The 22,846-nt window shown below is 76.4% G+C and carries 15 protein-coding genes; 6 read left to right on the forward strand and 9 right to left on the reverse strand.

Annotated elements, in window-relative coordinates; genetic code table 11:
• Position 1 precedes the first annotated feature (1 nt).
• Positions 2 to 1,036, forward strand: coding sequence for a PHP domain-containing protein (locus IF88_RS0117145; RefSeq protein ID WP_030712281.1), 1,035 nt, complete (start codon positions 2 to 4; stop codon positions 1,034 to 1,036).
• Between the two features lie 112 nt (positions 1,037 to 1,148).
• Here IF88_RS0117145 and IF88_RS0117150 read toward each other — a convergent pair whose 3' ends face one another.
• Positions 1,149 to 2,150 (reverse strand): UbiA family prenyltransferase, encoded by a 1,002-nt coding sequence (locus IF88_RS0117150; protein WP_234323565.1) that lies wholly within the window; start codon positions 2,148 to 2,150, stop codon positions 1,149 to 1,151.
• A 76-nt stretch (positions 2,151 to 2,226) separates the two neighbouring features.
• Between IF88_RS0117150 and IF88_RS0117155 the strand changes: the two genes are divergently transcribed.
• Genes IF88_RS0117155 through IF88_RS0117165 form a run of 3 tightly spaced genes read left to right on the forward strand, consistent with a single transcriptional unit; the run spans position 2,227 to position 4,925 of the window.
• Entirely contained in the window at positions 2,227 to 3,285 is a 1,059-nt protein-coding gene (locus IF88_RS0117155) for a type III polyketide synthase (protein WP_030712287.1), read from the forward strand.
• A gap of 30 nt (positions 3,286 to 3,315) precedes the next feature.
• A complete protein-coding gene (locus IF88_RS0117160) occupies positions 3,316 to 3,900 on the forward strand; it encodes an isoprenylcysteine carboxyl methyltransferase family protein (RefSeq protein ID WP_051837052.1) in 585 nt (194 codons plus the stop codon).
• Positions 3,897 to 4,925: an NAD(P)/FAD-dependent oxidoreductase gene (locus tag IF88_RS0117165; RefSeq protein WP_030712293.1), complete on the forward strand. Its 1,029-nt coding sequence runs from the start codon at positions 3,897 to 3,899 to the stop codon at positions 4,923 to 4,925. The genes IF88_RS0117160 and IF88_RS0117165 overlap by 4 nt, the downstream gene beginning before the upstream one ends.
• Positions 4,926 to 4,979: 54 nt before the next feature.
• Here the strand turns inward: IF88_RS0117165 and IF88_RS0117170 are convergent, their stop codons facing one another.
• The gene (locus tag IF88_RS0117170; protein ID WP_030712296.1) at positions 4,980 to 6,002 is read right to left on the reverse strand and encodes a hypothetical protein; all 1,023 of its coding nucleotides are present in this window, start codon (positions 6,000 to 6,002) and stop codon (positions 4,980 to 4,982) included.
• Positions 6,003 to 6,184: 182 nt separating this feature from the next.
• Between IF88_RS0117170 and IF88_RS0117175 the strand changes: the two genes are divergently transcribed.
• Positions 6,185 to 7,816 carry a carboxylesterase/lipase family protein gene (locus tag IF88_RS0117175; RefSeq protein WP_234323566.1) on the forward strand — a complete coding sequence of 544 codons (1,632 nt, stop codon included), beginning with the start codon at positions 6,185 to 6,187 and terminating at the stop codon, positions 7,814 to 7,816.
• Here the strand turns inward: IF88_RS0117175 and IF88_RS42110 are convergent.
• Both IF88_RS42110 and IF88_RS0117185 read right to left on the reverse strand, forming a co-directional pair.
• Positions 7,800 to 8,459, reverse strand: coding sequence for a hypothetical protein (locus IF88_RS42110; protein ID WP_158754427.1), 660 nt, complete (start codon positions 8,457 to 8,459; stop codon positions 7,800 to 7,802). The genes IF88_RS0117175 and IF88_RS42110 overlap by 17 nt on opposite strands.
• An 80-nt stretch (positions 8,460 to 8,539) precedes the next feature.
• Positions 8,540 to 9,259 carry an MOSC domain-containing protein gene (locus IF88_RS0117185; protein ID WP_030712302.1) on the reverse strand — a complete coding sequence of 240 codons (720 nt, stop codon included), beginning with the start codon at positions 9,257 to 9,259 and terminating at the stop codon, positions 8,540 to 8,542.
• A gap of 26 nt (positions 9,260 to 9,285) precedes the next feature.
• Here IF88_RS0117185 and IF88_RS0117190 point away from each other — a divergent pair, with 26 nt between their 5' ends.
• Positions 9,286 to 9,771 carry an HAD domain-containing protein gene (locus IF88_RS0117190; RefSeq protein WP_030712303.1) on the forward strand — a complete coding sequence of 162 codons (486 nt, stop codon included), beginning with the start codon at positions 9,286 to 9,288 and terminating at the stop codon, positions 9,769 to 9,771.
• Here the strand turns inward: IF88_RS0117190 and IF88_RS0117195 are convergent.
• From IF88_RS0117195 to IF88_RS0117215, 5 genes are all read right to left on the reverse strand, one after another.
• Complete coding sequence (locus tag IF88_RS0117195; protein ID WP_030712305.1) at positions 9,737 to 11,557, reverse strand: SWIM zinc finger family protein; 1,821 nt, start codon at positions 11,555 to 11,557, stop codon at positions 9,737 to 9,739. The two genes, IF88_RS0117190 and IF88_RS0117195, sit on opposite strands and share 35 nt — an antisense overlap.
• Entirely contained in the window at positions 11,554 to 15,615 is a 4,062-nt protein-coding gene (locus tag IF88_RS0117200; RefSeq protein WP_030712309.1) for a vWA domain-containing protein, read from the reverse strand. Before IF88_RS0117200 ends, IF88_RS0117195 begins: the two co-directional genes overlap by 4 nt.
• Positions 15,612 to 16,769 carry an ATP-binding protein gene (locus IF88_RS0117205; protein WP_030712312.1) on the reverse strand — a complete coding sequence of 386 codons (1,158 nt, stop codon included), beginning with the start codon at positions 16,767 to 16,769 and terminating at the stop codon, positions 15,612 to 15,614. The genes IF88_RS0117200 and IF88_RS0117205 overlap by 4 nt, the downstream gene beginning before the upstream one ends.
• A gap of 149 nt (positions 16,770 to 16,918) precedes the next feature.
• Complete coding sequence (locus IF88_RS0117210; protein ID WP_234323567.1) at positions 16,919 to 21,844, reverse strand: DNA-binding protein; 4,926 nt, start codon at positions 21,842 to 21,844, stop codon at positions 16,919 to 16,921.
• Positions 21,841 to 22,707, reverse strand: coding sequence for a DUF4132 domain-containing protein (locus tag IF88_RS0117215; RefSeq protein ID WP_030712323.1), 867 nt, complete (start codon positions 22,705 to 22,707; stop codon positions 21,841 to 21,843). Before IF88_RS0117215 ends, IF88_RS0117210 begins: the two co-directional genes overlap by 4 nt.
• Positions 22,708 to 22,846 lie beyond the last annotated feature (139 nt).

The raw sequence follows: 22,846 nt of genomic DNA on the forward strand, positions 1-22,846 counted from the left end.
GATGGAACCGGTGGCGGCGCTGGACCGGATCGCCTTCCTGCTGGAGCGCGCGCAGGCCCCCACCTACCGGGTACGGGCCTTCCGCACGGCGTCCGCGGCACTCGCGCGGATGGGCGAGCGGGAGGTGGCCGAACGGGTCGCGGCGGGCTCCCTGGAGGCCGTCAAGGGCATCGGTCCCAAGACGGCCCAGGTCGTACGGGAAGCCCTCGACGGGGCGGTGCCCGCCTATCTGCAGACCCTGGAGGACGAGGCCGCCGCGCTCCCCCAGGGACCGTCGGCCACGCCCGCCGCCACCGCACTGCGGGCGGCGCTGCGCGGGGACTGCCACCTGCACTCGGACTGGTCGGACGGCGGCAGTCCGATCGAGGCGATGGGCCGGGCGGCGGCCTCGCTGGGCCACGAATGGGCCGTACTGACCGATCACTCGCCGCGCCTGACCGTCGCCCGGGGGCTCTCCCCCGAGCGGCTGCGCGAGCAGTTGGGGGTGGTGGCCGAGCTCAACGACACGTGGGCACCCTTCCGGCTGCTCACCGGGATCGAGTGCGACATCCTCGACGACGGGGCGCTGGACCAGGAGCCGGAGCTGCTGGAGCGGCTCGACCTCGTCGTCGGCTCGGTGCACTCGAAGCTGCGGATGGACGCGCCGTCGATGACCCGGCGGCTGCTGGCCGCCGTGCGCAATCCGCTGATGGACGTACTGGGCCACTGCACGGGCCGACTGGTCACCGGCCGCACCCGGCCGGAGTCGCAGTTCGACGCCGAGGCCGTCTTCACGGCCTGCGCGGAGGCGGGTACCGCGGTGGAGATCAACAGCCGCCCCGAGCGCCTGGACCCGCCCCGCCGGCTGCTGCGCCTGGCCGTGGCGGCCGGCACTTTCTTCGCCATCGACACCGACGCGCACGCCCCCGGCCAGCTGGACTGGCAGGTCCTCGGGTGCGAACGGGCCGTGGAGTGCGGCGTCCCGGTCGAGCGGATCATCAACACCTGGAGCGCGGACCAGCTCCTGAGCTGGACCGACACGCGGCGCGCCGGGTGAAACGTCCGCGTGCCGGGGTCACCGCCGGCTCGGCCGGCACCGGCCGCTGCGCCCGCGGCCGGGCTCCTCACACGAGCAGCGCTCCGAGGCCTACACCGCCAGGACCTGCGGCTCAGGAGCGGAGTTCGACGAGCAGCAGGACCACATCGGCCGCGGCCACCGCCATGGTGGTCAGGAACGGGAGCCTTCCGGCGGGCCGGCGGACGGCGAGGAGCAGCGCCGCCGCCGTCGCGGCCAGCAGCCCCCAGCCGTACGCCGTCACCGGTCCCGGCGGTCCCGCGATCAGGGCCGCGGTCGAGCCGAGGACGAGCAGGGCGGCCAGCGCGGCCGAGCGCCGTACGCCGAGCCGCTGGGGCAGTCCCACCACGCCGGTGGCCAGGTCGTCCTCGATGTCGGGCAGCACGTTGGCGAAGTGCGCGCCCGCGCCGAGCAGGGCAGCGGCGGCCGTGAGCCAGGGCGGCGGCCAGGGCGCGCCCGGCAGCCCCAGGGTGACGAAGGCGGGCAGCAGGCCGAAGGCCAGGGCGTACGGGGCCCAGGAGGCGGCCGTGCTCTTCAGCCGGAGGTTGTAGGCCCAGGCGGCCGCGACGCCGACGAGGTGCACGGCGCCGGCGAGGAGTCCGCCGGCCAGCGACAGCGGGACGCAGAGCAGCAGGGCCAGGGCCGCCGCCCAGGTCACGGCGGCGGCCGACACCGTACCGGCGACCAGGGGTTTGTCCCGTCGGCCGGTGGCCAGGTCGCGCCGCAGGTCGGCGCGGTCGTTGCACCAGCCCACCGACAGCTGTCCGGCGGCCACCGCGCCCACGGTGACGGCCGCCCCCGGCAGGCCGCGGCCCGCCGCGGCCGTGAGGGCGGCGCTGAAGAGGGTGACGGCCGCGGCGGGCAGGGGGTGGCATGCCGCGAGCAGGCCGGTCACGGCCATTGCGGACCCGGCCGGGAGGTCGGCCCTGGTGGGCGCATCGGTCTCGGGGGGCGCGGTGGTCTCGGCGGGGGCGGTCGTCTCGGGGGGAGCGGTCATCTCGGCGGAAGCGGTCGTCTCGGCGGAAGCGGTCGTCTCGGCGGGAGTCGTCTCGGCGGAAGCGGTCGTCTCGGGGGTCTGTGGGGTTCGCGCGGGCACGGCGACACGGTATGCGGCGCCGCGCCCGGTTCTCCTGATTCATAACGTTGTGTCAGTTGTTTCCTATGGTGAATCAATGACACGTGTTCTGGCAGTGCGCAGCGTGTTCCCGCCCCACGTCCATCCCCAGGCCGAGATCACGGAGGCGCTCGCCCGCTTCATGCCGTCCGGCTCCGATACCGCCCTGCTGCGCCGGGTCCACGCCTCGGTCCGCGTGGAGCGCCGCCATCTCGCGCTCCCCCTGGAGCGGTACGGGCCGGCGAACGACTTCGGCACGACGAACGCCCTCTTCGTCGAGAAGGCCCTGGAACTCGGCGCCCACGCCCTCGAACTCGCCCTCGCCGATGCCGGCCTCGCGCCGGACGAGCTCGACCTGGTCATGTCGACCACGGTGACCGGGCTCGCGACGCCGTCCCTGGAGGCGCGGCTCGCCACCCGCGCCGGCCTCCGGCCCGACGTGCGGCGGGTGCCGCTCTTCGGCCTCGGCTGCGCGGCCGGCGCGGCCGGGGTCGGTCATCTCCACGACCATCTGACGGGCCGCTCCGGCCACGCGGCCCTGCTGCTGTCGACCGAGCTGTGTTCGCTCACCCTCCAGTCCACGGACACCTCGATGGCGAACCTGGTGGCCGGGGCCCTCTTCGGCGACGGCGCGGGCGCCCTGCTGGCGGTCGGCCGCGACCATCCCCTGCACGCCACCGGCGCCGGCCCCGAGGTGGTGGCCGCCCGCAGCCGGCTCTATCCGGGCACCGAGCACCTCCTCGGCTGGGACATCGGGCACTGGGGGATGCGCATGGTGCTCGGCCGTGAACTCCCCGACCTGGTCAGGATGCACGTGGCCGAGGAGGTCGAGACCTTCCTCGCCGCCCACGACCTCAAGCCCGCGGACGTCGACGCGTGGATCTGCCATCCCGGCGGCCCGAAGATCCTCGACGCGCTCTCGGACGCGCTCGCACTGCCGGAGCAGGCCTTCGCCGCGAGCCGGCGTTCGCTCGCGGCCGTGGGCAACCTCTCCTCCGCCTCGGTCCTGCACATCCTGGACGGCGTCCAGAGCGCGGGGCCGCCGCCCGGATCGGTCGGGCTGATGCTCGGCTTCGGCCCGGGCTTCGCCTCCGAACTCGTCCTCCTCCGCTGGTGACCCGACGAACGCGATGGACCCGGTGACCTCATGAGCTCCTTGACCTCTCTCCCCTCCTCCCTCGGCCCCTACCTGCTGCTCATCGCCCTCGTCGTCGCCGAGCGCCTCGCCGAGCTGATCACGGCCCGCCGCCACACCGCCTGGAGCCTGGCCCGGGGCGGACACGAGTACGGCCGCGGCCACTACCCGGCCATGGTCGCCCTGCACACCGCGCTGCTGGTCGGCTGCGTGGTGGAACCCTGGGCGGCCGGCCGGCCGTTCGTCCCCCTGCTCGGCTGGTCGGCCCTCGCCGTCGTCGTGGCCGCCCAGGGCCTGCGCTGGTGGTGCATCGCCACCCTCGGACGGCGCTGGAACACCCGGGTGGTCGTCGTCCCCGGTCTGCCGCTGGTGGAGGCGGGACCGTACCGGCTGCTGCGCCATCCCAACTACGTGGCGGTGGTCGCCGAGGGGATCGCGCTCCCGCTCGTGCACTCGGCCTGGCTGACCGCGCTCGGCTTCACCGTGCTCAACCTGCTCCTGCTGCGCGTCCGGATCGGCTGTGAGGACGCCGCCCTGACCGACGGCGGCCGGCTGCGCGCTCCCGCCTCCGTCCCGTCCGCGGGCGCCAGGCCGTGATCGACCTGCTGATCGCGGGCGGCGGCCCGGCCGGGCTGGCCACGGCCATCCACGGCGCCCTCGCCGGCCTGGAGGTGGTGGTCGTGGAGCCGAGGCCCACGCCCATCGACAAGGCCTGCGGGGAGGGCCTGATGCCGGGCGGCGTACGCCGGCTGCTGGAGCTGGGCGTCCCCGTGGCCGGGCAGCCGTTCCACGGGATCCGGTACGTCGACGGCGTGAGCGGCCGGCAGGCGGAGGGCCGCTTCCGGTCCGGCCCGGGCCTCGGCGCCCGGCGGACGGTGCTGCAGGCCGCACTGGCCGAACGCGCCGCGCAGCTCGGCGTTCGGGTGCTCCGCCAACGCGTGGACCAGGTGCGCCAGGACGTCCACCACGTCAGCGCGGCCGGGCTCACCGCCCGCTACCTCGTGGCGGCCGACGGCCTGCACTCCCCCGTCCGGCGCGGGCTCGGCCTCTCGGTGCCGGCCGCGCCCCGCAGGCCGGCCCGCTACGGGCTGCGCCGCCACTACCAGGTCGCTCCGTGGAGCGACCTCGTCGAGGTGCACTGGTCGGCGCGGTGCGAGGCCTACGTCACCCCGCTGGGGCCCGACCGGGTCGGCGTGGCCGTACTGACCACCGAACAGGCCCCGTTCGACGTACAGCTCGCCGGCTTCCCGCTGCTGGCGGAGCGGCTGGGCGCGGACGCGGCCGGTACGCCGGTGCGCGGGGCCGGGCCGCTGCGCCAGGGGGCCCGCGTACGGGTGGCGGGGCGCGTGCTGTTCGTGGGGGACGCGGCGGGGTACGTGGACGCGCTGACCGGCGAGGGCCTCACCCTGGCCGTCACGGCGGCGGGCGAACTGGTGCGCTGCGTGCGGGAGGGCCGGCCGCAGGCGTACGAGCAGGCCTGGCGGGACCTGTCGCGCGGCTACCGCGCCCTTACCGCTTCCCTGCTGTGGGCCCGTCACCAGCCGCGACTCGCCCCGCGGATCGTCCCGCTGGCCGCCCGGCTCCCGCGCGTGTTCACGGGGGCGGTGAACCTGCTCGCATGACACGGCACCCCGCGCACGGGGCGCGGGGTGCCGGTCGGGCGTAGGGGCCGCGGGTCAGGCCGAGTTCTCCTGACGGTTCCTCAGCGCCAGTCCCGCGAGGACCGCGCCGGCCGCCGCGCACAGCACGACGGTGACGCCCGCCCAGGCCAGGGTGGAGCCCACGGCTCCGGCCAGCGGGTCGAAGCCCGCCGATCCGCCGAGGACGTGCAGGGCCACCACGCCGGTGCCTGTGACCGCGCCGGCCCGCCACACCCCGGGGGTGTCCCGGAGCGCCACGAGGGCGCCGACTCCCAGGCAGAGCAGCGCGACGAGGAGGGGCAGGAAGTCGGCGGGGGCCGCGGACGGCAGGGCCGTCAGGTCGTTCGGCAGGTGCAGGGCGCCGCTGACCAGCAGGGCGAGCGCCACGGGCCAGCGCAGTACGTGCCGCAGGGCCGGGGAGCCGGCCGGTGCGGCGACGGGGGCGGCGCGCCGGCGCGGGTCCTGCTGCCGAACCGGGTGCCGGTCCTGCTGCCGAACCGGGTGTCGGTCCTGCTGCCGGTCCTGGTACGGCGCGTCGGACAGCTCCGTGTACGGCAGCTCGTACGGCTCCTCGAACCGCTCGTCGTAGGGCTCTTCGTCGGGCTCGTGGTAGCGCTCCTCGTCGTCCTGCTCGGAGGGCCCGGCCCGGCGCTGCCGGTCCGCCGCTCCGGTCTCGTCCTTCCCGAGGCTGGTGACCAGCAGGGCGACGTCCTCGATGGACCGTCCGACGGCGGCGGCGCGCAGCGTGATGTCCGCTTCGACCACCTCGTGCGGTGACTCGCCCAGGAGGGCGACCATCCGTTGTACGTCCTGTACGGGCCGGGTCACGGCGGCCGTGCGCAGTGCCTCGTGTCCGGCGTCGGGCAGCCGGCCGTCACCCTCCTTGAGGAGGCTCACCAGGGCGGTGACCTCCTCCAGGGGGCGGCAGGTGGCCGCCGCGTCCAGCAGGGTACGCATGCGCTGCGTGTTCGGCGCGTCCGGCGCGTCCGGTGCGTTGGAGTCGGGGGTCCCGCGGCGGTCTTCGTGGGGCGTCGTCGCGAGGGTGATGGGGTCCTTCATGGAAAGCTCCGTTCGCCGACGCGCGGGTTCGCACGCCGGTCATCGTGCGTCATGGGAAGCGCACGCTTTGTTACATTGAGTGCCAGTGCTGATCGCTGCGCCATTCGGGGCGGGCAAACGGGTGGTCTCCACGCCGGTCGGCCCGCCGGCCCATCCGGGTCGCACGGGGAAAGGTCGTGGGCGTGCCCGACATTCGCCAGGTCCGACGCCGGTGCGCGCTGCTGCTGCCGGTGGTGTTGCTTTTCCTGGGCGCCGCGGCCCCGCCGGAGCGGCCCGCCGTCGACCCGGAGCCCGTCGTGAGCACCGACCGCGGAGCCGTACGCGGCCGCGCGCACGGCGCGTACGACACTTTCGAGGGCATCCCCTTCGCGGCTCCGCCGACCGGCGCCCGGCGCTGGCGGCTGCCCGAGCCGGCTCCCCGCTGGGAGGGGGTGCGCGAGGCCGGGGCGCCCGGCGCGCGCTGTGTGCAGCTGCCCGTGCTCGAACCGGGCGGGCCGATCGGCTCCGAGGACTGCCTGTACCTCAACGTCACCGCTCCGGCGGGCGGCCGCGACGCCGGTGGCCGGCTCCGGCCCGTCATGGTCTGGTTCCACGGCGGCGGCTTCTTCAGCGGCGCGGGCGACACCTACCAACCCGACCGGCTGGCCGAGCGGGGCGGGGCCGTGGTGGTGACCGTCAACTACCGGCTCGGCGTCTTCGGCCTGTTCGCCCATCCGGAGCTCGGCGGGGCCCCCGACTTCGCCCTGGCGGACCAACGGGCGGCGCTGCGCTGGGTGCGGGCGAACGCGGAGCGCTTCGGCGCGGACCCGCGCGACGTCACCGTCTTCGGGGAATCGGCGGGGGCGCTCAGCGTCTGCGCCCACCTCACCTCCCCGGCTTCCGCGGGACTCTTCCACAAGGCGATCGTGCAGAGCGGGTCGTGCTCGACCACGGTGCCTCCCCGGGCGCTGCTGCCCGGCCTCGGCAGGTACGAGCCCTTCGTGCCCCAGCGGCGCACGGTCGAGGAGGGCGCCCGGGCGGCGGTCCGGCTCGGCTGCGGCCGGCCCGCCGGCGTACTGGACTGCCTGCGCCGCCTGGACACCGGCGCCCTCGCGACCGCCGACCTGATGCAGCGCTTCTCCCTGGTCTCCTACGGCAACGGCACGCTGCCGCTGGAGCCCCGGCGGGCGCTGGAGGCGGGGCGGTTCCACCGGGTGCCGGTGATGCAGGGCGTCATGCAGGACGAGATGCGCCTCTTCCTCGCGCAGGCCCTCGCCGTGTACCCGATCGGCGGCGAGGCCGCGTACCGGGCCCGGCTGGAGCAGTCCTTCGGCGCCTCGGCCGCCGACGCCGTGGAGGCCCGCTATCCGGTGTCGGCCCACCCGACCCCGGCGGTGGCGTGGGCCACCCTGCTGACGGACGCGTCGTTCATCTGCCCCGCGTTGCGGGACGGCGCGGCGCTGGCCCGGCACGTGCCGACGTACGAGTACCGGTTCAGCGACCGCGGCGCGCCCAACTTCACCGGCCTGCCGGAGGTGCCGGGGCTGCCGTTCGGCGCGGCCCACGGTTTCGAACTGCCCTACCTGTTCACGATGGCTCCGCTGAGCGACCCGCAGCGGCGGCTCGCGGACCGGATGACCGGCTACTGGACGGGATTCGCCCGCACGGGCGTGCCGACGGCGCCGGGGGCCCCGGAATGGCCGCGCCACCGGTCGGCGGCGGCCGTGCTGTCGCTGGCACCGGGCACGGGCGGGATCCGTACGGTGGACGCGCGGGCCGAACACCACTGCGCGCTCTGGGACGCGCAGTGGCCCGGGGTCACCACTTCTGGGTGATGACGTCGTAGTCGTGGGTGCGGAGGGTGAGGGTGCCGGTGTCGCCGTAGACCTGGCGCCGCCATGCGGTGAAGACGTCGGCGATCCGGCGGGCGTCCTCGGCGGCGCCCTTGCCGACCTGCCTGGTGGTGAAGGTGATGCGCGCCTCGCCGACCGCGCTGACCTTGCGGACGCGGGTCTCCCTGAGGCGGATGTCGCTGTCCTGGTCGGTGCGGCGCTTGTCGTAGTAGGCGTTGAAGTCCCGGGTCATGTCGAACCAGTCGGCCGGGCCGCAGGGACCGCCGCCGTTGCCCATCTCGCCGTCGGTGGGCGGGCCCACGTATCCGCCGGTCTCCTGGTCGGTCGGCGGACCGGCGGGGGCGCCGGTGTCCTCGTCGGTGGGCGGGCCGGCAGGCGCGCCCGTGTCCTGGTCCGTCGGCGGACCGGCAGGGCCGCTGGTCTGCTGGTCCGTCGGGGGGCCGGCGTCGGCGCCCGTGTCCCCGTCCGTCGGTACGTCGAGGTCGCAATCGGCCGGCGCGAGCGTGGGCACGCCGGCGGGCGGCGCGGCCTGCCCCGCCCGGGTGGTCCCGCACCCCGCCAGCACAGCGCACAGGAGCCCCGCCACCACCATGCGCCCCGTCACGGACCTCGCTGCGATCGTCATGACCATCCCCCATCCCCCTTTGGCCATCAAGAGGTGATCCGGGCGGTCCCGGTTCCACCCCGCGCTCGCCTGATCGCGGCCTAGGCGAGGACGACGGACTCCCCGACCCGGACCGTTCCCGGTGTGATGACGCGGGCGAGCATGTCGAGGCGGTTGTCGTGCGCCTTGGCGATCGTCTTCAGGATGAGCGGCGCATGCGGAAGGTCCTGCTGGGCCTGGTTGGTCATCACGCACCGCTCGCTGGAGCGCAGGAACTCGATGTGGAGGGTGTCCCCCACCCGGGCCTCGCGGCCGATCCACTCGTCCTCGACGAACGGCGGGGTGCCGGGCGGGGTGCGCAGCAGGAGGTTCGGCCGGAACCGGCGTTCGTCGACCGGTACGTCCGGCACCTCGTCGCGGATCCAGTCGAGGGTGGCCGTCGTCAGGACGCTGAGCGGCAGTTGGTCGAAGTGCGAGACCTCGCCCTCGCGGGCCAGCTCGACGTCATCGCGGCCGAGGTAGGTGCGGAGGTAGGCCGTGGGGTCGGCCACCACGCGTCCGTGCGGGTCGACCAGTTCCGGCAGGCCCGGTTCCTGGTCGCCGGGAGCGTAGCGGGAGCTCACGTGGAGCAGCCCGTCCATCCGCCGGAAGCGGCGGGTGTTCTTGCCCGAGCCGAACTTCCCCTCGGCGTCCCGCACCGCGTACAGCCGGTCGCCCGCCAGGCCGCGCTCGTCGATCCGTACGCCGCGCAGCCGTTCACCGCCTGTCGACTTGATCGGGTACCGCCAAATCCGCTCTATCACGCCCGCGTTCTCTGCCACCGGCACGACGGTACTACGGTGGGATCATGACCGGTCCCGAGATCCCTCCCCTCCTCTACCTCGACGTCGACGGACCCCTCATCCCCTTCGGCGCGGGCCCGTACCCGCCCGGGGACGATGCCAATCCGCTGCTCGCCCGGATCGGTCCCGCGCTCGGGCCGCAGCTGGCGGCGCTGCCGTGCGAGCTCGTGTGGGCCACGACCTGGATGGCCGAGGCCAACGAGTGCGTCGCGCCCCGGCTCGGCCTCCCGGAGCTGTCGGTGGTGGCCTGGCCGGAGCCGTCCGACGCCGACGCCGACGGGAGAGGCGGGATCCACTGGAAGACCCCGGCCCTCGTCGCGCACGCGGCCGGACGGCCCTTCGTCTGGGTCGACGACGAGATCACCGGCGCCGACCGGGACTGGGTGGCCGCCCGGCACCCCGGCCGGGCGCTGCTGCACCGCGTGGATCCCGGCCGTGGGCTGGGCGAGGCGGACTTCACGGCGCTGTGGGCATGGTTCCGTTCGGCGTGACGGCCCAGGACGCGGCGACCAGGGAGCGTTCCGCCGCCGCGAGGTGGGTGGCCGCGGCCAGCCAGGCCCAGGCGTAGCCGTCGGGCGAAGGGTCGGTGAGGCGGCCGAAGGCGTTGCGGGGGCGGCGGTCGGCCTCGGCGGCGAGGGCGGCGGACAGCTCCGCGGCCGCGGTGAGCCCGGCCCGGCGGAGCGGGCCGAACGAGGCCAGGGGCGCCGTACCGCGGCCCGCTTCGGCGACGGCGCGGCGGCCGCCCGCGACCCCGGTCTCCAGGAGGCGGCGTACCCGCCACAGCGGGGAGTCGGCCAGCGGGTCCGGCCCCTCGGCCGCCGCGACCGGCCCGGGGGCGTCGGCCCGCGGCGGGAAGTGGACGCCCTGGAGGCGGTCGTAGCCGAGGTCGGCGCGGCCCAGCCATTCCTCGGGCAGCCGCAGGGTGTACGGCGCGCCGGGCACGGGGCCGACGGCGAGGGGGCGCAGCGTGGCGGCGCGGTCCAGGTCGGGGCGGCCCAGGACGCGCAGCTGGAGTCCCGGGTACCCGGCGATCCGGCGCAGGTTCGCCGTGTGCGGCAGCTCGGGGTGGGGGTGCGCGGGCAGCAGCCGCAGCAGCGGGGCGTCCGGGCGTGCCTCGCGGACGAGGAGGTGTTCACCGGCCGCGCCGACGACGGTGACGTCGCAGCCGAGGAGCGCGGAATCGGCTCCCTCCGGATCGGCCAGCAGCTCGGCGATGGCCTCGGCGGCCGGGCGGGCGAAGAGCGGCGCGGCGGGCTGCTCGGTCCAGAGCGTGCCGCGCAGCGGGGTCGCCCTGACCTCGCGTCCGGCGCCGAGCCGGCCCTCCGCCGAGACCGTCGCGCCGACGATGCGCAGGCCGCCGCGGGCCAGACCGGCGTGGTCGAGGACCGCGCCGCCGAGGGACACGGAGGCGGAGCCGGCGCCGCGGGCACGGGCCAGGCCGCCGGGGCGGACGTCGGACACCGAGTAGCGGGCGCCGTCGAGTGCCAGCAGGTGGGTGACGACTCCGCCGTATCCGGTGGCCGAGAGCACCGGTTCCCGGCACAGGCCGTGCACTTGGAGGCTGCCGCCGGGCGCGTAGGCGCGGCGGGCGGTGCCGGTCAGCGCGGGTTCGGCCGTTCCGCAGGCCAGCACGCCGGCGGTGTGCAGGAGCTCGCGGAAGGCGCCGGTGAGGGCGCCGAGCCGCTGCGTGGCCCGGCGTTCCCGGGCGGCGCGCAGGCCGCGTACGACGCGCAGGGCGGCGGCCTCGGCGCGCGGTAGCCCGGCGAGGCGGGCGGTGTGGGCGGCGCGCAGCAGCTCGGCCTGGACCACGGCTCCGCCGGCGGTGACTCCGGCGGCGAGGGCTTCGGCGGCAGCGTGCCAGAGCGCGGTCGCCGCGCCGAGCTGGGCCTCGGTGAGGGCCGGCGCCGGGCCCGTGGACTCGGCGGGCCCGGACTCCGTCGGGGCTTCCGGCTCGGGCTGCTCCGCGGCCGGTGGCGGCGGGGCCGCGTCCGCGAGCGGGGCGGCGCCCAGTGCGGCGGCCCGGTGCAGGCAGCGGGGCGCCAACAGGCAGCTGCACGTGGCCTGTCCGGCCTCGGTGACCGTGCCCGAAGGGCCGGGGCGCAGGGTGACGAGGGCGTCCTCGCCGAAGCGGACGGTGACGCTGCCGTCCGCCTCGCGGGCGGCGGCCGCCGCGCAGTCCTCGGTGGCGGCGTCCAGCTTCTTGCGCAGGCGGGCGGTGAGGTTCTCGACCGCTTCGGCGAGCACCTCGGGTGCGACGGGCGGCAGTTCGGTGCTCAACGGGACTCTCCACGGAGGCGGTCGCCCACCCAGCGGGCGAGGGCGAGGGGGCTGAGGGCTGCCACGGGCATGCCGGCCGCGACGAGTTGTCGCGCGACCGGGACCGAGTACCGGGGCGTTCCCGCGTCGTCGAGCGCGGCGCAGCCCATCAGGTGGGCGCCGGAGGCGGCCAGCGCGCGGACCTCGCCGAGGAGCCCGCCGATCGGGGCTCCCTCCTCGAAGTCGCTGACCACGACGACGAGGGTGCGGCTCGGGACGGTGATCAGGGTGCGGGCGTGCGCGAGACCGGCGGCGATGTGCGTACCGCCGCCGACGCGGACCTCCAGCAGCAGCGAGAGCGGGTCGTCCACGCGGTCGGTGAAGTCCACGACCTGGGTGGAGAAGGCGAGGAAGTGGGTGGACAGGGTCGGTACGCCGCCCAGCACGGCCGCGGTCAGGGCCGACCAGATGACGGAGGCCTCCATCGAGCCGGACACGTCGACGACGAGGATCAGCCGCCAGTCGGCCTCGCGGTTCGCCCGGGTGCTGAAGACGGGCCGCTCCGGTACGACGACGACCGTGCCGTCGGCCCGTCGCCGGGTGTGCGCGAGGTTGGCGCGCAGGGTCCGGGCCAGGTCGAGTCTGCCGCCGGGGCGGCGGGTGGGGCGCGGGGTGGCGAGGCCGGAGAGCGCCGGGCGCAGGCGGGTGGCCAGCTCCTTGGCGAGCTCGTCGACCAGCCGTTTGACGAGGGGGCGCAGGCGGGCCAGTTGGGCCTCCGGGAGTCCGCCGGCCAGGGACAGTACGGAGCTCAGCAGTTCCACGGAGGGCCGTACGGCCGCCGGGTCGAGCTGGGCGAGCACGTCGGTGCGGCCCGCCTCGGCGGCGCCGGCGAGCACCTCCTCCCGTACGTCCGCGCCGAACAGCGCCTCCAGCTCCTGCGACCACTCGCGGGCGGTGGGGAAGGAGGCCTCCTGGCCGCCGCCCTGGCCGCTCCCTTGGCCGGAGTCGAGGTCGGATGCGCCTTCGCCGCGCCCGGCGCCGTACAGCTCGTCCAGTGCGTGGGCGTAGCGGCGGGCGCCGGCGGGGAGGCGGTCGCGCTCGCGGCCGAGCAGCAGCCGCCAGCGGTCGGCGGGGGCGAGCCGGTGTTCCCCGGCTTCGGGGGTTCCGGCGGGGGGGGCGTCGGGAACGTCCGGGCCCGGGGCGGGTGCCTGCGCCGCGGGCAGCGGGAGGGCCTTGAGCGCGGCGAGCCCGGCGGCGTCGGCGGCGGCCCAGAGGGCGAGCAGGGCGGGCGACGCGTCGAGCGCGAGGTCGATCCGGTCGCCGAGCCGCTCGGTGACGGTGTCGAGCAGCCGGTCGCGGGCAGCGGGCGAGAGGGCGTCGAAGCCGCCGCGCAGAGCGGGGAGGCGGTCCAGGAAGTCCTGGTCGGCGAGGCGCTCCACGCGGGCGAGGAGCGGGGTCAGGGCGGCCGGGGAGGACCCCAGCAGCGGGCCCGCGGCGGTGAGGAGTCCGGCGAGCCGGCGGGTCAGGGCGCGCCGGCTGTCGGCGGTGCCCGCGGCGTCGATCCATCCGGCGGCACGGTCGCCGAGCCCGGCGGCCGGGTCGAGGTCGAGGAGGACCCGTACGGCCAGGGCGGCGCCCTGCATCAGCGGGGACGCGGAGGCCGCGAGGCCGGCGAGGGCCTCGTCCGTGCGCAGGCCGAGGTGGTGGGCGGCGGCGCGGTCGGCGAGGGCCACGAGGGCGGTCGCGTCGGCGGGGTCGTCGCTGCCGGCGAGGCCGGGCAGCGACCGTACGGCCGCTTCGAGGAGGTCCCCGGTGAGGGCGGCGGCGGTGGCGCGGGACCCGTCCGAGGTGCCGGGGAGGTGGCCGCGGTGGAGGGCCTCCAGGAGGTCGAGGGCGTCGAGGAGTTCGGGCAGGGTCGCCGTCTGCGGCAGGACGGTGGCCGCCTCGTGGAGGCGTACGTCGACCAGCTCGGGCAGATCGCAGCGCGCGGCGGCGGCCAGCCCGGCGAGGATCTGCGCCGGGGTCGGCCCGCCGTCGGCGGCGGCCCGGCGGGCGGTGTCGCGCAGGGTTCCGGCGGCCGCCTGGGCGGCGGTGACGCCGCGGACCCCGGCGAGATCGAGGCGGGCCGGGACGGAAGGCGTCCAGGACAGCCGCCATTTGGTGCCGAGGGCGGTGCCGTCGCCGGTGGCGGCCACGGTGAGGGGGTCCCCGTAGGAGGCGCCGCACACGAGGAGCCGTTGCAGCAGGACCTCGCGGCGGCCGTCCAGGGCGGAGCGCAGCGGGTCGAGGCGGACCTCGCGGGAGGCGGGCTCGTCGGGGCCGGGCAGGCGCAGTTCCGTCAGCTCGGCCTCGACGGAGGGGCCGAGGCCGGAGCGGGGGGCGTGCGGGGTGATCCGCCCGCGGGCGGTGCCGACGAGCACGGCTTCGAGGGCGCGGGCCAGCGCCCGGCCCCGGCCCAGCGGTTCGCCCTGGCCGAGGACGGTGGTGACGGCTTCGAGGAGCTCGCCGCGGCCGGGCGCGGGGAGCCCGCGCAGGACGGCGAGGTCGCAGGCGAGCCGCAGGGTCTCGGCGGCCTCGCCGGTGCCGGCGGTGTGCCCGGCCCGGCGCAGCTCCCGGCAGAGCCGGGTGACGGCGACGGAGGCCGCGTCCCGGACCCGCCCGGGGTCACCGGCGGCTTCCAGGACGGCCTGCTGCCAGAGCGGATCCCGGATCCCGGCGGGGTACCCGGAACGGGAGTCGAGCAGATCGAAGGAGTACGGCACGAAGGAGGTGACGGCCCCCTCCGCCGCCGCGCCGGCGCGTGCGGGGCCTGCGGCCCGAGGCCCCGGCTCGGCCCCGGCACGGGGTGCCGGGACCGAACCGCCGGACTCCCCCGGAAGGACACCCCTGGGCCCGTTGCCCACGCCCACGGCAGCCGGGCCGGTCCCGGCGCTCGCGCCCACGCGCGCCGAGGTGACGTCCACGGGCCCGGCCCCCGCATCCGCGGCCGTACGATCCGGGTCCGCAGCGGCGGGGCCCGTCCCGGCGGCCACACCCTGGCGGGCGCCGTCCGCACCGGCCGGGCCGGTCCCGGCGCCCGCGCCGAGGAGGGCACGGTGCGCAGCGGTCGGCCCTGCCTCCGCGTCCAGACCCGCACAGGACGCGTCGAGATCGGCGGGGCCGGTCCCGGCGGCCGGACCCTGAAGCGCACCGCCGGCAGCGGCAGCGGCCGATCCGGTGCCCGCATCCACACCCGGGAGGGCGGGGGCGTGGTAGGCGCCGATCACGGCGGCCACGCGGTGGCCCGCGGCGGTGGCGCCGGCGATGACGGAGCGCATGTGGGACTCGCGGGCCAGGTCCCTGGCCGGTGGGGTGGAGTCGGCGCGCAGCGCCCAGCCGACGCCCAGCGCGGCGCGGCGCACGGCTTCCGGGGTGCAGCCCGGTGCGAGCACCTCGACGGCGCGGTCCCACAGGTCGTCACCGTCACGGCCGGTACCGGCGGCGGTGAGCGCGTCCGCGAAGGGCCTTCCCCGCGGCGCCCGCGCATCGGGCTCGAAGCCCGGCTCCGCCGGGGTCGGCACCGCGCCCGCGGGGTCGGGCTGACCTGCGGGCCGAGCCGGGTCGGCGCCGGCCGGGGCCGCGTCGGCGGGCTTCGCCCGGCCTGGGGTCGGCCCCGCCTGGACCGCCGGGTCCGGGCCCGTAGGGCCGGGCGGCGGTGCGGGCTCGGCCGTCCAGCCGGGGGACGGGAGAGGGAGGTCGCAGCAGAGGACGGTGGCGCCGGTGCGGCGGGCCCAGCGGATGGCGGCCAGTTCCGGGGAGAAGTCGGCGAACGGGTAGAACGCCAGACGGCCTTCGCCGTCGGTGCCCGCGAGGGCGACCGGGGCGACGGTCTCCGGGTCGGCCAGGTGCTCCAGCCACGGCTGGAAGTCCGCCGGGAGCTCGACGCAGACCACGTCCGCGCCCGAGGCGTTCAGCAGGTCGGGCACCACCGCGGCCAGCGCCGGGCTGTGGTGGCGCACCCCGATGAGGTACGGCTCGCGGGTCGCGGCGAGGGCCTCCACCGCGGCGCGCGGGTCCGCGCGCGGGTCGGTGTGCGTCAACGCAGGCTCCCGCGCAGGTCCCAGAGGCGGCGCCACATCGCCGAGCCGTCCTCGGCGCGGCGGCGCACCGGGCCGTCCCAGTAGCCGAGGAGGCGGCCGTGGTCGGCCGGGTCGTCCTTGCGGACCACGCCCAGCAGGTGCCCCGGCAGCAGGTCCAGCACGTCCCCGCCCGGCAGGTACGCGGCCGCGACCCCGAGCGAGGCCGCCACCTGCACGGCTTCGGCGGTGGACATGACCGTACCGGGGCGCTCCACGTCCCAGCCCTCGGCGGAGCGCCCGGAGCGCAGGTCGCGGAAGACGGTGACGAGCGCGTCGAGGACGGCGTCGTCGACGCCGAAGGCCGCGCCGGCCCGCTCGACGGCGGCGACCGCCTGCCGGCGGATCAGCGAGGCCTCGGCGTCCGCGTCGGCGATCGGGGCGACCGTCTCGAAGTTGAAGCGCCGCTTGAGGGCGGCGGACATCTCGGAGACGCCGCGGTCCCGCAGGTTTGCGGTGGCGATGACGGTGAAGCCGGGGGCCGCGGAGACCACGGCGTCCTCGGTGGCGGTCAGTTCGGGCACGCTGATCCGCCGGTCGGACAGGATCGACACCAGCGCGTCCTGCACCTCGGGCAGGCAGCGGGTGATCTCCTCGACGCGGACCACCCGTCCGGTGCGCATGGCGGAGAGCACCGGGGAGTCGACCAGGGCTCCGGAACTGGGGCCCTGCGCGAGCAGCAGCGCGTAGTTCCAGCCGTAGCGGAAGGCGTCCTCGGTCGTACCGGCCGTGCCCTGGACGGTGAGGGCGCTGGTGCCGCTGACGGCGGCGGCCAGCAGCTCGGACAGCATCGACTTGGCGGTGCCGGGCTCGCCGGTGAGGAGCAGGCCGCGCTCTCCGGCGAGGGTGACGACGCAGCGCTCCACCAGGGCGCGTTCGCCGACGAACTTGGGGGCGATGGCCAGCTTGGCGGGAAGCCCGGCGCGGCGCTTCGGCAGGGCCAGTTCGGCGCCGGCGCTGCCGCAGACGAAGGTGACGACGGCGCGCGGGGTCAGGGCCCAGCCGGGCGGGCGGGGGCCGGGGTCCTGGGCGGCGAGGAAGTCGAGTTCGGCGGCGTACCGCTCCTCGGCGGGCAGCACCTGCCGGGCGGCGGGGACGGATGGTGCGGTGACGGTCATCGGGGTCCTCCGGGACGGAAGTGGAAGGGGGAACGGGGAAGGGGCCGGGAAGGAAGGGGAACGGAAAGGGAACGGGTACGCGTGTCGGGCGGGGCGCGGCGCACCCCGACGGGGTGCGCCGCGCCGAGTGGGCCGGGACGGCCCGTGCTTCAGCGGCGGCGGCCGCGGGTGCGCTTCACCTTGAGCTCCTCGAAGCGCGGGACGTCGCCCTCCCGGACCCGCTGCCAGGCCCGGCGGTAGAGGTCCGCGGCCGGTTCGGCCGGGGCCAGCACGCCCAGCAGCGGCCGCTCGCCGGCGCCGAGACCGTACATCGGCAGCTTCCACTGCTCCACCGGCAGCGTCGGGGAGGCCATCTCGGCCCATCCGCCCGGCAGGAACAGCGAGCGCCCGGCGCGGGTGCGCCCGGCCGACACCACGAGCTCGGTGGCGGCCAGTTCGGCGCGGGCGGCCTTGAGGCGGGCCGGCTTCCAGCCCGTCCACCCCGCGGTGTTGCGGTCGGTGGGGTCGGGCATGGCGAGAAGCGCGAGGTACAGGGTGGCCGCGTCGGCGCCCAGACCGTACGCGGCGGACACCTCCTCGACGAGCTCCGGGACGGAGCGGCTCGGGTCCTGCGGCCACCAGGTGCCGTCGGCGTCCACCGCACCCGCCGCCGGGGCGCCCGGGTCGGCGAGCAGCGCGGCGAAGCGCGGGTCGTGGACGGTCCGCAGCGCCGTCTCGACCGCGGAGGGCCGCTGGTCGGCGCCCCGCAGCGCCGGCAGGTACGGGTCGGAGCCGGTGGAGTCCAGCAGGGCGGGGCGCAGCGCGGGCTTGGGCTGGTCGTCGTGGGTGGCCATGACGACCGCGCCGTAGCGCTCGTAGCCCTCGCCGGTCTCGGTCGGGGTGCCGGCCGCCTTCCGGAAGTCGGGCAGGCTGGTGTAGTGCCCGATCTCCAGGAGCAGTTCGGGGCCGGCGAGCCGCTGTCGTACGGCGGTCAGGGCGGGCGGCAGGGCCGCTCGTACGGGGTCTCCCGCAGGCAGCCGGTGCGCCAGCCAGGCCGCCGTGGCCACCGTCCCGGTCAGGACGCTCCCGGTGAAGGGGCCGGTGGCCGGCTCGCGGGGCTCCACGTGGTCGCCGCTGACCGTCCAGGCCACGTCGACGGAGAGTTCGCGCGAGGCCGCCGGGTCCAGTAGGGCGCCCAGGGCGCGGTTCGCGGCCCAGCCCCGGCCGACGGCGCGGGCGACCTCGGTGGCGAGCCAGTCGGGTACGCGGGTACGCCGGCCCACGCGCCGGTTCCACACCTCCGCGGCGGCGGCCACGTCGGGCCCCTCGCTCCACAGCTTCGCCGGATCGGCGGGCAGCAGGGCGGCGACCACGGCGCGGCGCACCTCGACGTCGAGGTTCTTGAGCTCGTCGCGGGCGTGGGCCGCGTCGGGGGCCTTGATCCCGAGGGCGGTGCGCAGGTCCGTGGGCAGGAAGTTGCGCTGGTAGGTGTCGATGTGCGGCAGTCCGGCGATCACCAGGCGGGCGAGGGCGCCGGAGACTCCGGTGAGTCGGGAGAACTCCTCGGCGGCTTCCGGGAGGAAGGGGGCCGGGCCGTGCTCGGTGACCGCGGCGAGGAAGTCGGCCAGCCAGCCGGCGCCGCGTGCGCGGTCGCCGAGGGGGGCGTGGCCGCGCACGGTGTAGGGGCCGGGGACGGTGAAGCGGCCGGTGGGGTCGTGCAGCAGGGCGCCGAACTCGTGGCCGTAGGACCCGGATTCGGCGTGCTCGGTCAGGGCGAGGACGGCTCCGCCGCCCAGCGGCAGCAGGCCGCGGTGGTAGAGGTCGCGGGCCAGGCCGTCGGGGCCGGTCAGGTGGGGGCGGTCGAGGTGGATGAGGACCCGGCGCCAGCGGTCGGCGGAGCCCTCCGCCGAGGCCAGGCCGAGGGCGTTGACCGAGCCGAGCAGGCTGACGAGGGCGGCGCGCTGTTCGTCGGTGGCCGACACGGTGGACGCGCGGTAGGCGACGGCGGCGGGTTCGTGGAGCAACGGCGTCCAGGAGAAGGTGTAGTGGGGCAGCGGGGGCACGTCGAAGTGGAGCCGGCCGGGCACCTCGGCCTCGTCGGTGCGCGCGCAGGCGGCACGGAGTTGGCTCAGGATGTGGTGGGCGCCGTCCTCGTCGCTGCCCCATCGGCGGTACCCGTAGCCGATGAGTCCGCTCAGCGCTTCGCCGAGCAGCCCGTCGCTCGGGCCGTGTTCGCGTTCCTCGACGGGGGTGTCGTCCGGGTGGAGCCGGGCGGCGACCTCGTCCAGGGCCTTCTGCTGGGTGAGGGTGAAGCGCAACACCTCGACGATGCCGCCGATCAGCTCGGGGGCGGTGACCTGCGGCAGGGCCGCGCTCACCAGGCCGGGCAGGTCGGTGACCTTCTCGGCCGCGGCGGCCGCCTTGAGCAGCGCGGCGACGGTCTCCCGGTCGGCTGCGCGCAGCGCGGCCGAGCCTTCGGTGTCGCGGGGGCGCAGGGCGTACCAGTGCGACAGCGGCGGGAGGTCCACGCTGCCGGTGCCGAAGTCGGAGCGGCGGCGGTCGCCGCGCGAGCGGGCGGTGACCACCCCGTCGGGGTCGCTGATGCTCAGTTCCTGCCAGTGCTGCGTCAGCGCGCGGGGCCGGTCGTCGCCGGGGAAGGCGAGCGCCGCGAGGGGCATGTCGCGGCCCTCGGGCACGGTGACGCTGCGCCCGCCGGTGTCGGTGCCCTCCCAGCCGTGGCCGGGGACGCGCACGGTGCGCCAGCCGAGCAGGCCGTCGGCGGGGGCGCCGAGCACGGAGCCGGCCACGGTGGGCGCCGGGCGCAGCCAGTTGGAGTGACCGCTGCGGCGGGCGTTCTCCGGGTGGGTGCGCAGCGCGTCGGCGAAGAACGCGGGCAGGGAGGTCCGGCCGTAGGCCGCGCCGGCGGGGTCGTACTCGAGCCAGCCGGCTTCGTTCTTCTCGTCGCGCCGCTGCCACACCCAGTACGAGGTGCCGTCGGACAGCAGCGGCCGCTCGTCGGGGAGCTTCGTGTCGCCGCGGTGCAGGACCCCGCCGCCGGTGGCGCGGCCGCCGCCGGGGAGCGGCAGGGAGATGTGGTCGCTGCGCAGCGACCAGTGGTTGCGGTCGGTGTCCAGGGTGAAGACGGTCTGGGGATCGGAGTGCCAGTAGCCCTCCGTGCTGTTGGCGCTCCACGCGGACCAGAAGACCAGCAGGTCGCCGTCGACGTAGTGGAACGCGTGCCGGTAGTTGGACCCGGCGGGGACGCGCAGGTCGTGGGTGAGGACGGTGGAGTCGGCGTCGATGACGCGGACCTCGGTCTCGTTGGCGACGATCAGGTACGGCCAGGCTTCGGTGACCGTCAGGCCCCGGTGGTTCTTGCCCGGGCTCAGTTCGGCGAGGGCGCGCTCCCAGGAGGGCCAGGCCAGCTCCTCGAAGAGGCCGCCGCGCAGGGTGCGGGCGAGGGTTTCGGCGAGGTCGGCGGCGGCCGCGGCGGCCACTTCCTCGGGGGCGAGTTCGAGCGCTTCGGTGGGCAGCCAGGTCAGGCGCTGGATGGCGTCGGGGACGCCGGGCAGGCCTGCGGCGATCGAGGCGCGGGCGACTTCGCGCATCCACTCGGTCAGCAGCGGGCGGCCGCCGGGCGATTCGGCGACGCGCCGGATGACGTCGGGGCCCTCACCGCCGCCGAGGGCGTTCAGCGCCCGGCGGAAGGCGGGGTGGAAGCGCTGGTCGGCGCCGAGGGCGAGCAGGTCGCGGCGCTGGTCGGCGGCGGCCCAGCCGGCCAGGTTCAGCTGGTCGTGCCGGTGCCGCTTGTTCTCGGTGTCGGGGTCGGGGTCCGCGACCGGGATCTGCAGGGCGAGCAGCAGGTCGAGGAGGTCGGCGTCCTCGACCCCGATGCGCAGGCCCGTTTCCCGGCCGGGCCGGGCGAGTTCGGTGCGCAGCTGCTCCGCGCAGCGCTCGACGACGTCGAGGAGGACGGTGAGGGTGGGGCGCACGCCCCAGCCGCTGTGGCGGGCGGCGTGGAAGCGCTCCAGCCAGCCGGCGGCGCCGTCGGGGGACCGCTGCTCGGCGGGCAGTTCCTCACCGGTCAGTCCGGCGGTGGCGCCGGACTCCTGGAGGATGTCCAGCCACAGGGTGGTGAGCTCGTCGCCGGCGGGCGGGGTCAGGCCGAGGAGCGTGCCGCGTACGTCGGGACGGCGCTGGGCGAGCGCGACGAGGGCCGCGCGGTGGGCCTTCCACCAGCCGGGCGCGGCGCGCAGGGTGGCGGGCAGGGGCAGCAGTTCGGCGAGGTAGTCCTGCTCGGCCTCGGTTCCGGTCAGGCCCGCGGCGCGGGCGAGGCGGCGCAGCTCGACGACGGCCTGGGCGGAGGGCGGCAGTCCGCCGGCGGTGCGGCGCACGCACAGGCGGCGGAAGCGCTCGTGCGCCTCGGCGGGGGTGACGCGGCCGGCCAGGGCCTTGCCGTAGCCGGTGAGCACCTTCACCGGCAGGGCGCCGGCCAGGGCGAATTCGAGGAAGACGGAGTCGAGGCGGTCCTCGTCGATGGCCAGGCCGTACTGGGCCTCGGCGGCGCGGGCGCGGCCGAACAGCTGGGCGGCGTAGGTGGTGTTCTCGACGGCGAGGAAGACGCGGGCCGCCTGCTCGTGGAAGACGGGCAGGAAGTGCGGGACGGAGACCGCGAGGCGGTCGGCGAGTTCCTGGCAGGCGTCGAGGGCGGCCTTGGGCTTGGTCTTGGCCTGCCGGGCGATCCGGTCCAGTTCGGGGACGACGGCGAGGGCGTGGTGGCCGTCCTCGGGGTGGTGCACGAGGACCCATTCGGGGAAGCCGAGCGCCTGGCGCCGGCTCAGGCCGACGACGGGGGGCTCGCCCTCGTCGCGTACGAGTCCCAGGAAGCCGGCGGCGAGGTCCTCGGCCGGACCGAGTTCGGCGGGCGAGAGCCGGACGACGACGCGGTCGTCGCCGAGCCCGGGGTGGCGGTAGGAGCGGGCGGTCAGTTCGACGGCGGTGGGGCCGGCGCCCGTGGTGTCGTGCGGCAGTACGGCGCCCGCCTTGAGCAGCAGTTCGGCCGTGTTCATCTCGGTGTCCCCCAGGTTGGTGCTCATGCGTCCCCGCCCTCCTCGATCTTGCGCCCGGCGTACAGCGCCGCGGCCATTCGCATGCCCTCGGACCAGGCCACCGGTCCGACGGTGGCCAGGGGTACCGTCCGGCCGTCCTCGTCGTGCCAGCTCAGGGCGCCCGTGGTCATCTCGTCCTCGTAGTAGGGCTCGCCGATCCACACGGCGGCCTCCGCGCCGGCGCCGGCGTCCCGGACCTTGCAGGTGGCGTAGCCGCCGGAGACGCGGTAGCCGAGGGCGGTGGCGCGGGCGGCGAGGCTGAAGCGGGTGGGGAAGACCCCGCCCGCGTAGTCGCGCACCTCGGTGGCGGTGGCGGTGAGCCCGTCCGGCTTCTGCCAGGTCGCGCGGTGGATCTGCTCGACCCGCTGCACTATGGCCAGCTCGGCCGCGAACTCCCGTACGTCGTCCAGGTCCGGCAGCAGCACCGGGTGGGGCAGGGTCACCGTGCGCGGGGAGAGCCGTACGGTCTCGCCGTCGAGGTTGACCACCTTCAGTTCACCGGAGGCGGTCGCGTCGCGCAGGAAGCCCACCTCGTCCGGGTCGTCGCCGACGACGGCCATGTCGCGCAGGGCGTGCTGCCAGGCCTCGTCCGGCCAGACCCGCGCGAGCAGTCCGGTCGGTACGGGCAGCGAGGACACCATCCAGGCGTCGACCTGTGCGACGCACGCGGCCTCGTGCCGGTCGAGCCATTCGGTGAGCCGGCGCAGCCGGTCCACCTCGGGATGGTCCTTCAGCGCCTTGGGCAGCGTCTTCAACTGCCGTCCCGCCGTCCGGCCGGTGGCGGACCTCGCCACCACCCGTCCTTCCTCCAGGGCGATCTCGTACCCCTCGCCCGCCGCCAGCCATGCCATCAGCCTGTGCCCCTCCGCCTGTCGCGTCCGGTTCCGCGCAGCCCTGACAGGGGGAACTGACCCCCCTGAGCTGCGGTATGCCGGGAGACTAGCGAGCCGCACTGACAACGCCCGCCGGAGGGTGCGCATCCGGTTGTAT

It is taken from the genome of Streptomyces sp. NRRL F-2580 (assembly GCF_000720115.1).
Lineage (GTDB): Bacteria > Actinomycetota > Actinomycetes > Streptomycetales > Streptomycetaceae > Streptomyces.

Coding starts and splice junctions, on each gene's coding strand:
- IF88_RS0117145 (WP_030712281.1), top strand. CDS start 2: ATGGAACCGGTGGCGGCGCTGGACCGGATCGCCTTCCTGCTGGAGCGC.
- IF88_RS0117155 (WP_030712287.1), top strand. CDS start 2,227: ATGACACGTGTTCTGGCAGTGCGCAGCGTGTTCCCGCCCCACGTCCAT.
- IF88_RS0117160 (WP_051837052.1), top strand. CDS start 3,316: ATGAGCTCCTTGACCTCTCTCCCCTCCTCCCTCGGCCCCTACCTGCTG.
- IF88_RS0117170 (WP_030712296.1), bottom strand. CDS start 6,002: ATGAAGGACCCCATCACCCTCGCGACGACGCCCCACGAAGACCGCCGC.
- IF88_RS42110 (WP_158754427.1), bottom strand. CDS start 8,459: ATGACGATCGCAGCGAGGTCCGTGACGGGGCGCATGGTGGTGGCGGGG.
- IF88_RS0117190 (WP_030712303.1), top strand. CDS start 9,286: ATGACCGGTCCCGAGATCCCTCCCCTCCTCTACCTCGACGTCGACGGA.
- IF88_RS0117205 (WP_030712312.1), bottom strand. CDS start 16,769: ATGACCGTCACCGCACCATCCGTCCCCGCCGCCCGGCAGGTGCTGCCC.
- IF88_RS0117210 (WP_234323567.1), bottom strand. CDS start 21,844: ATGAGCACCAACCTGGGGGACACCGAGATGAACACGGCCGAACTGCTG.
- IF88_RS0117215 (WP_030712323.1), bottom strand. CDS start 22,707: ATGGCATGGCTGGCGGCGGGCGAGGGGTACGAGATCGCCCTGGAGGAA.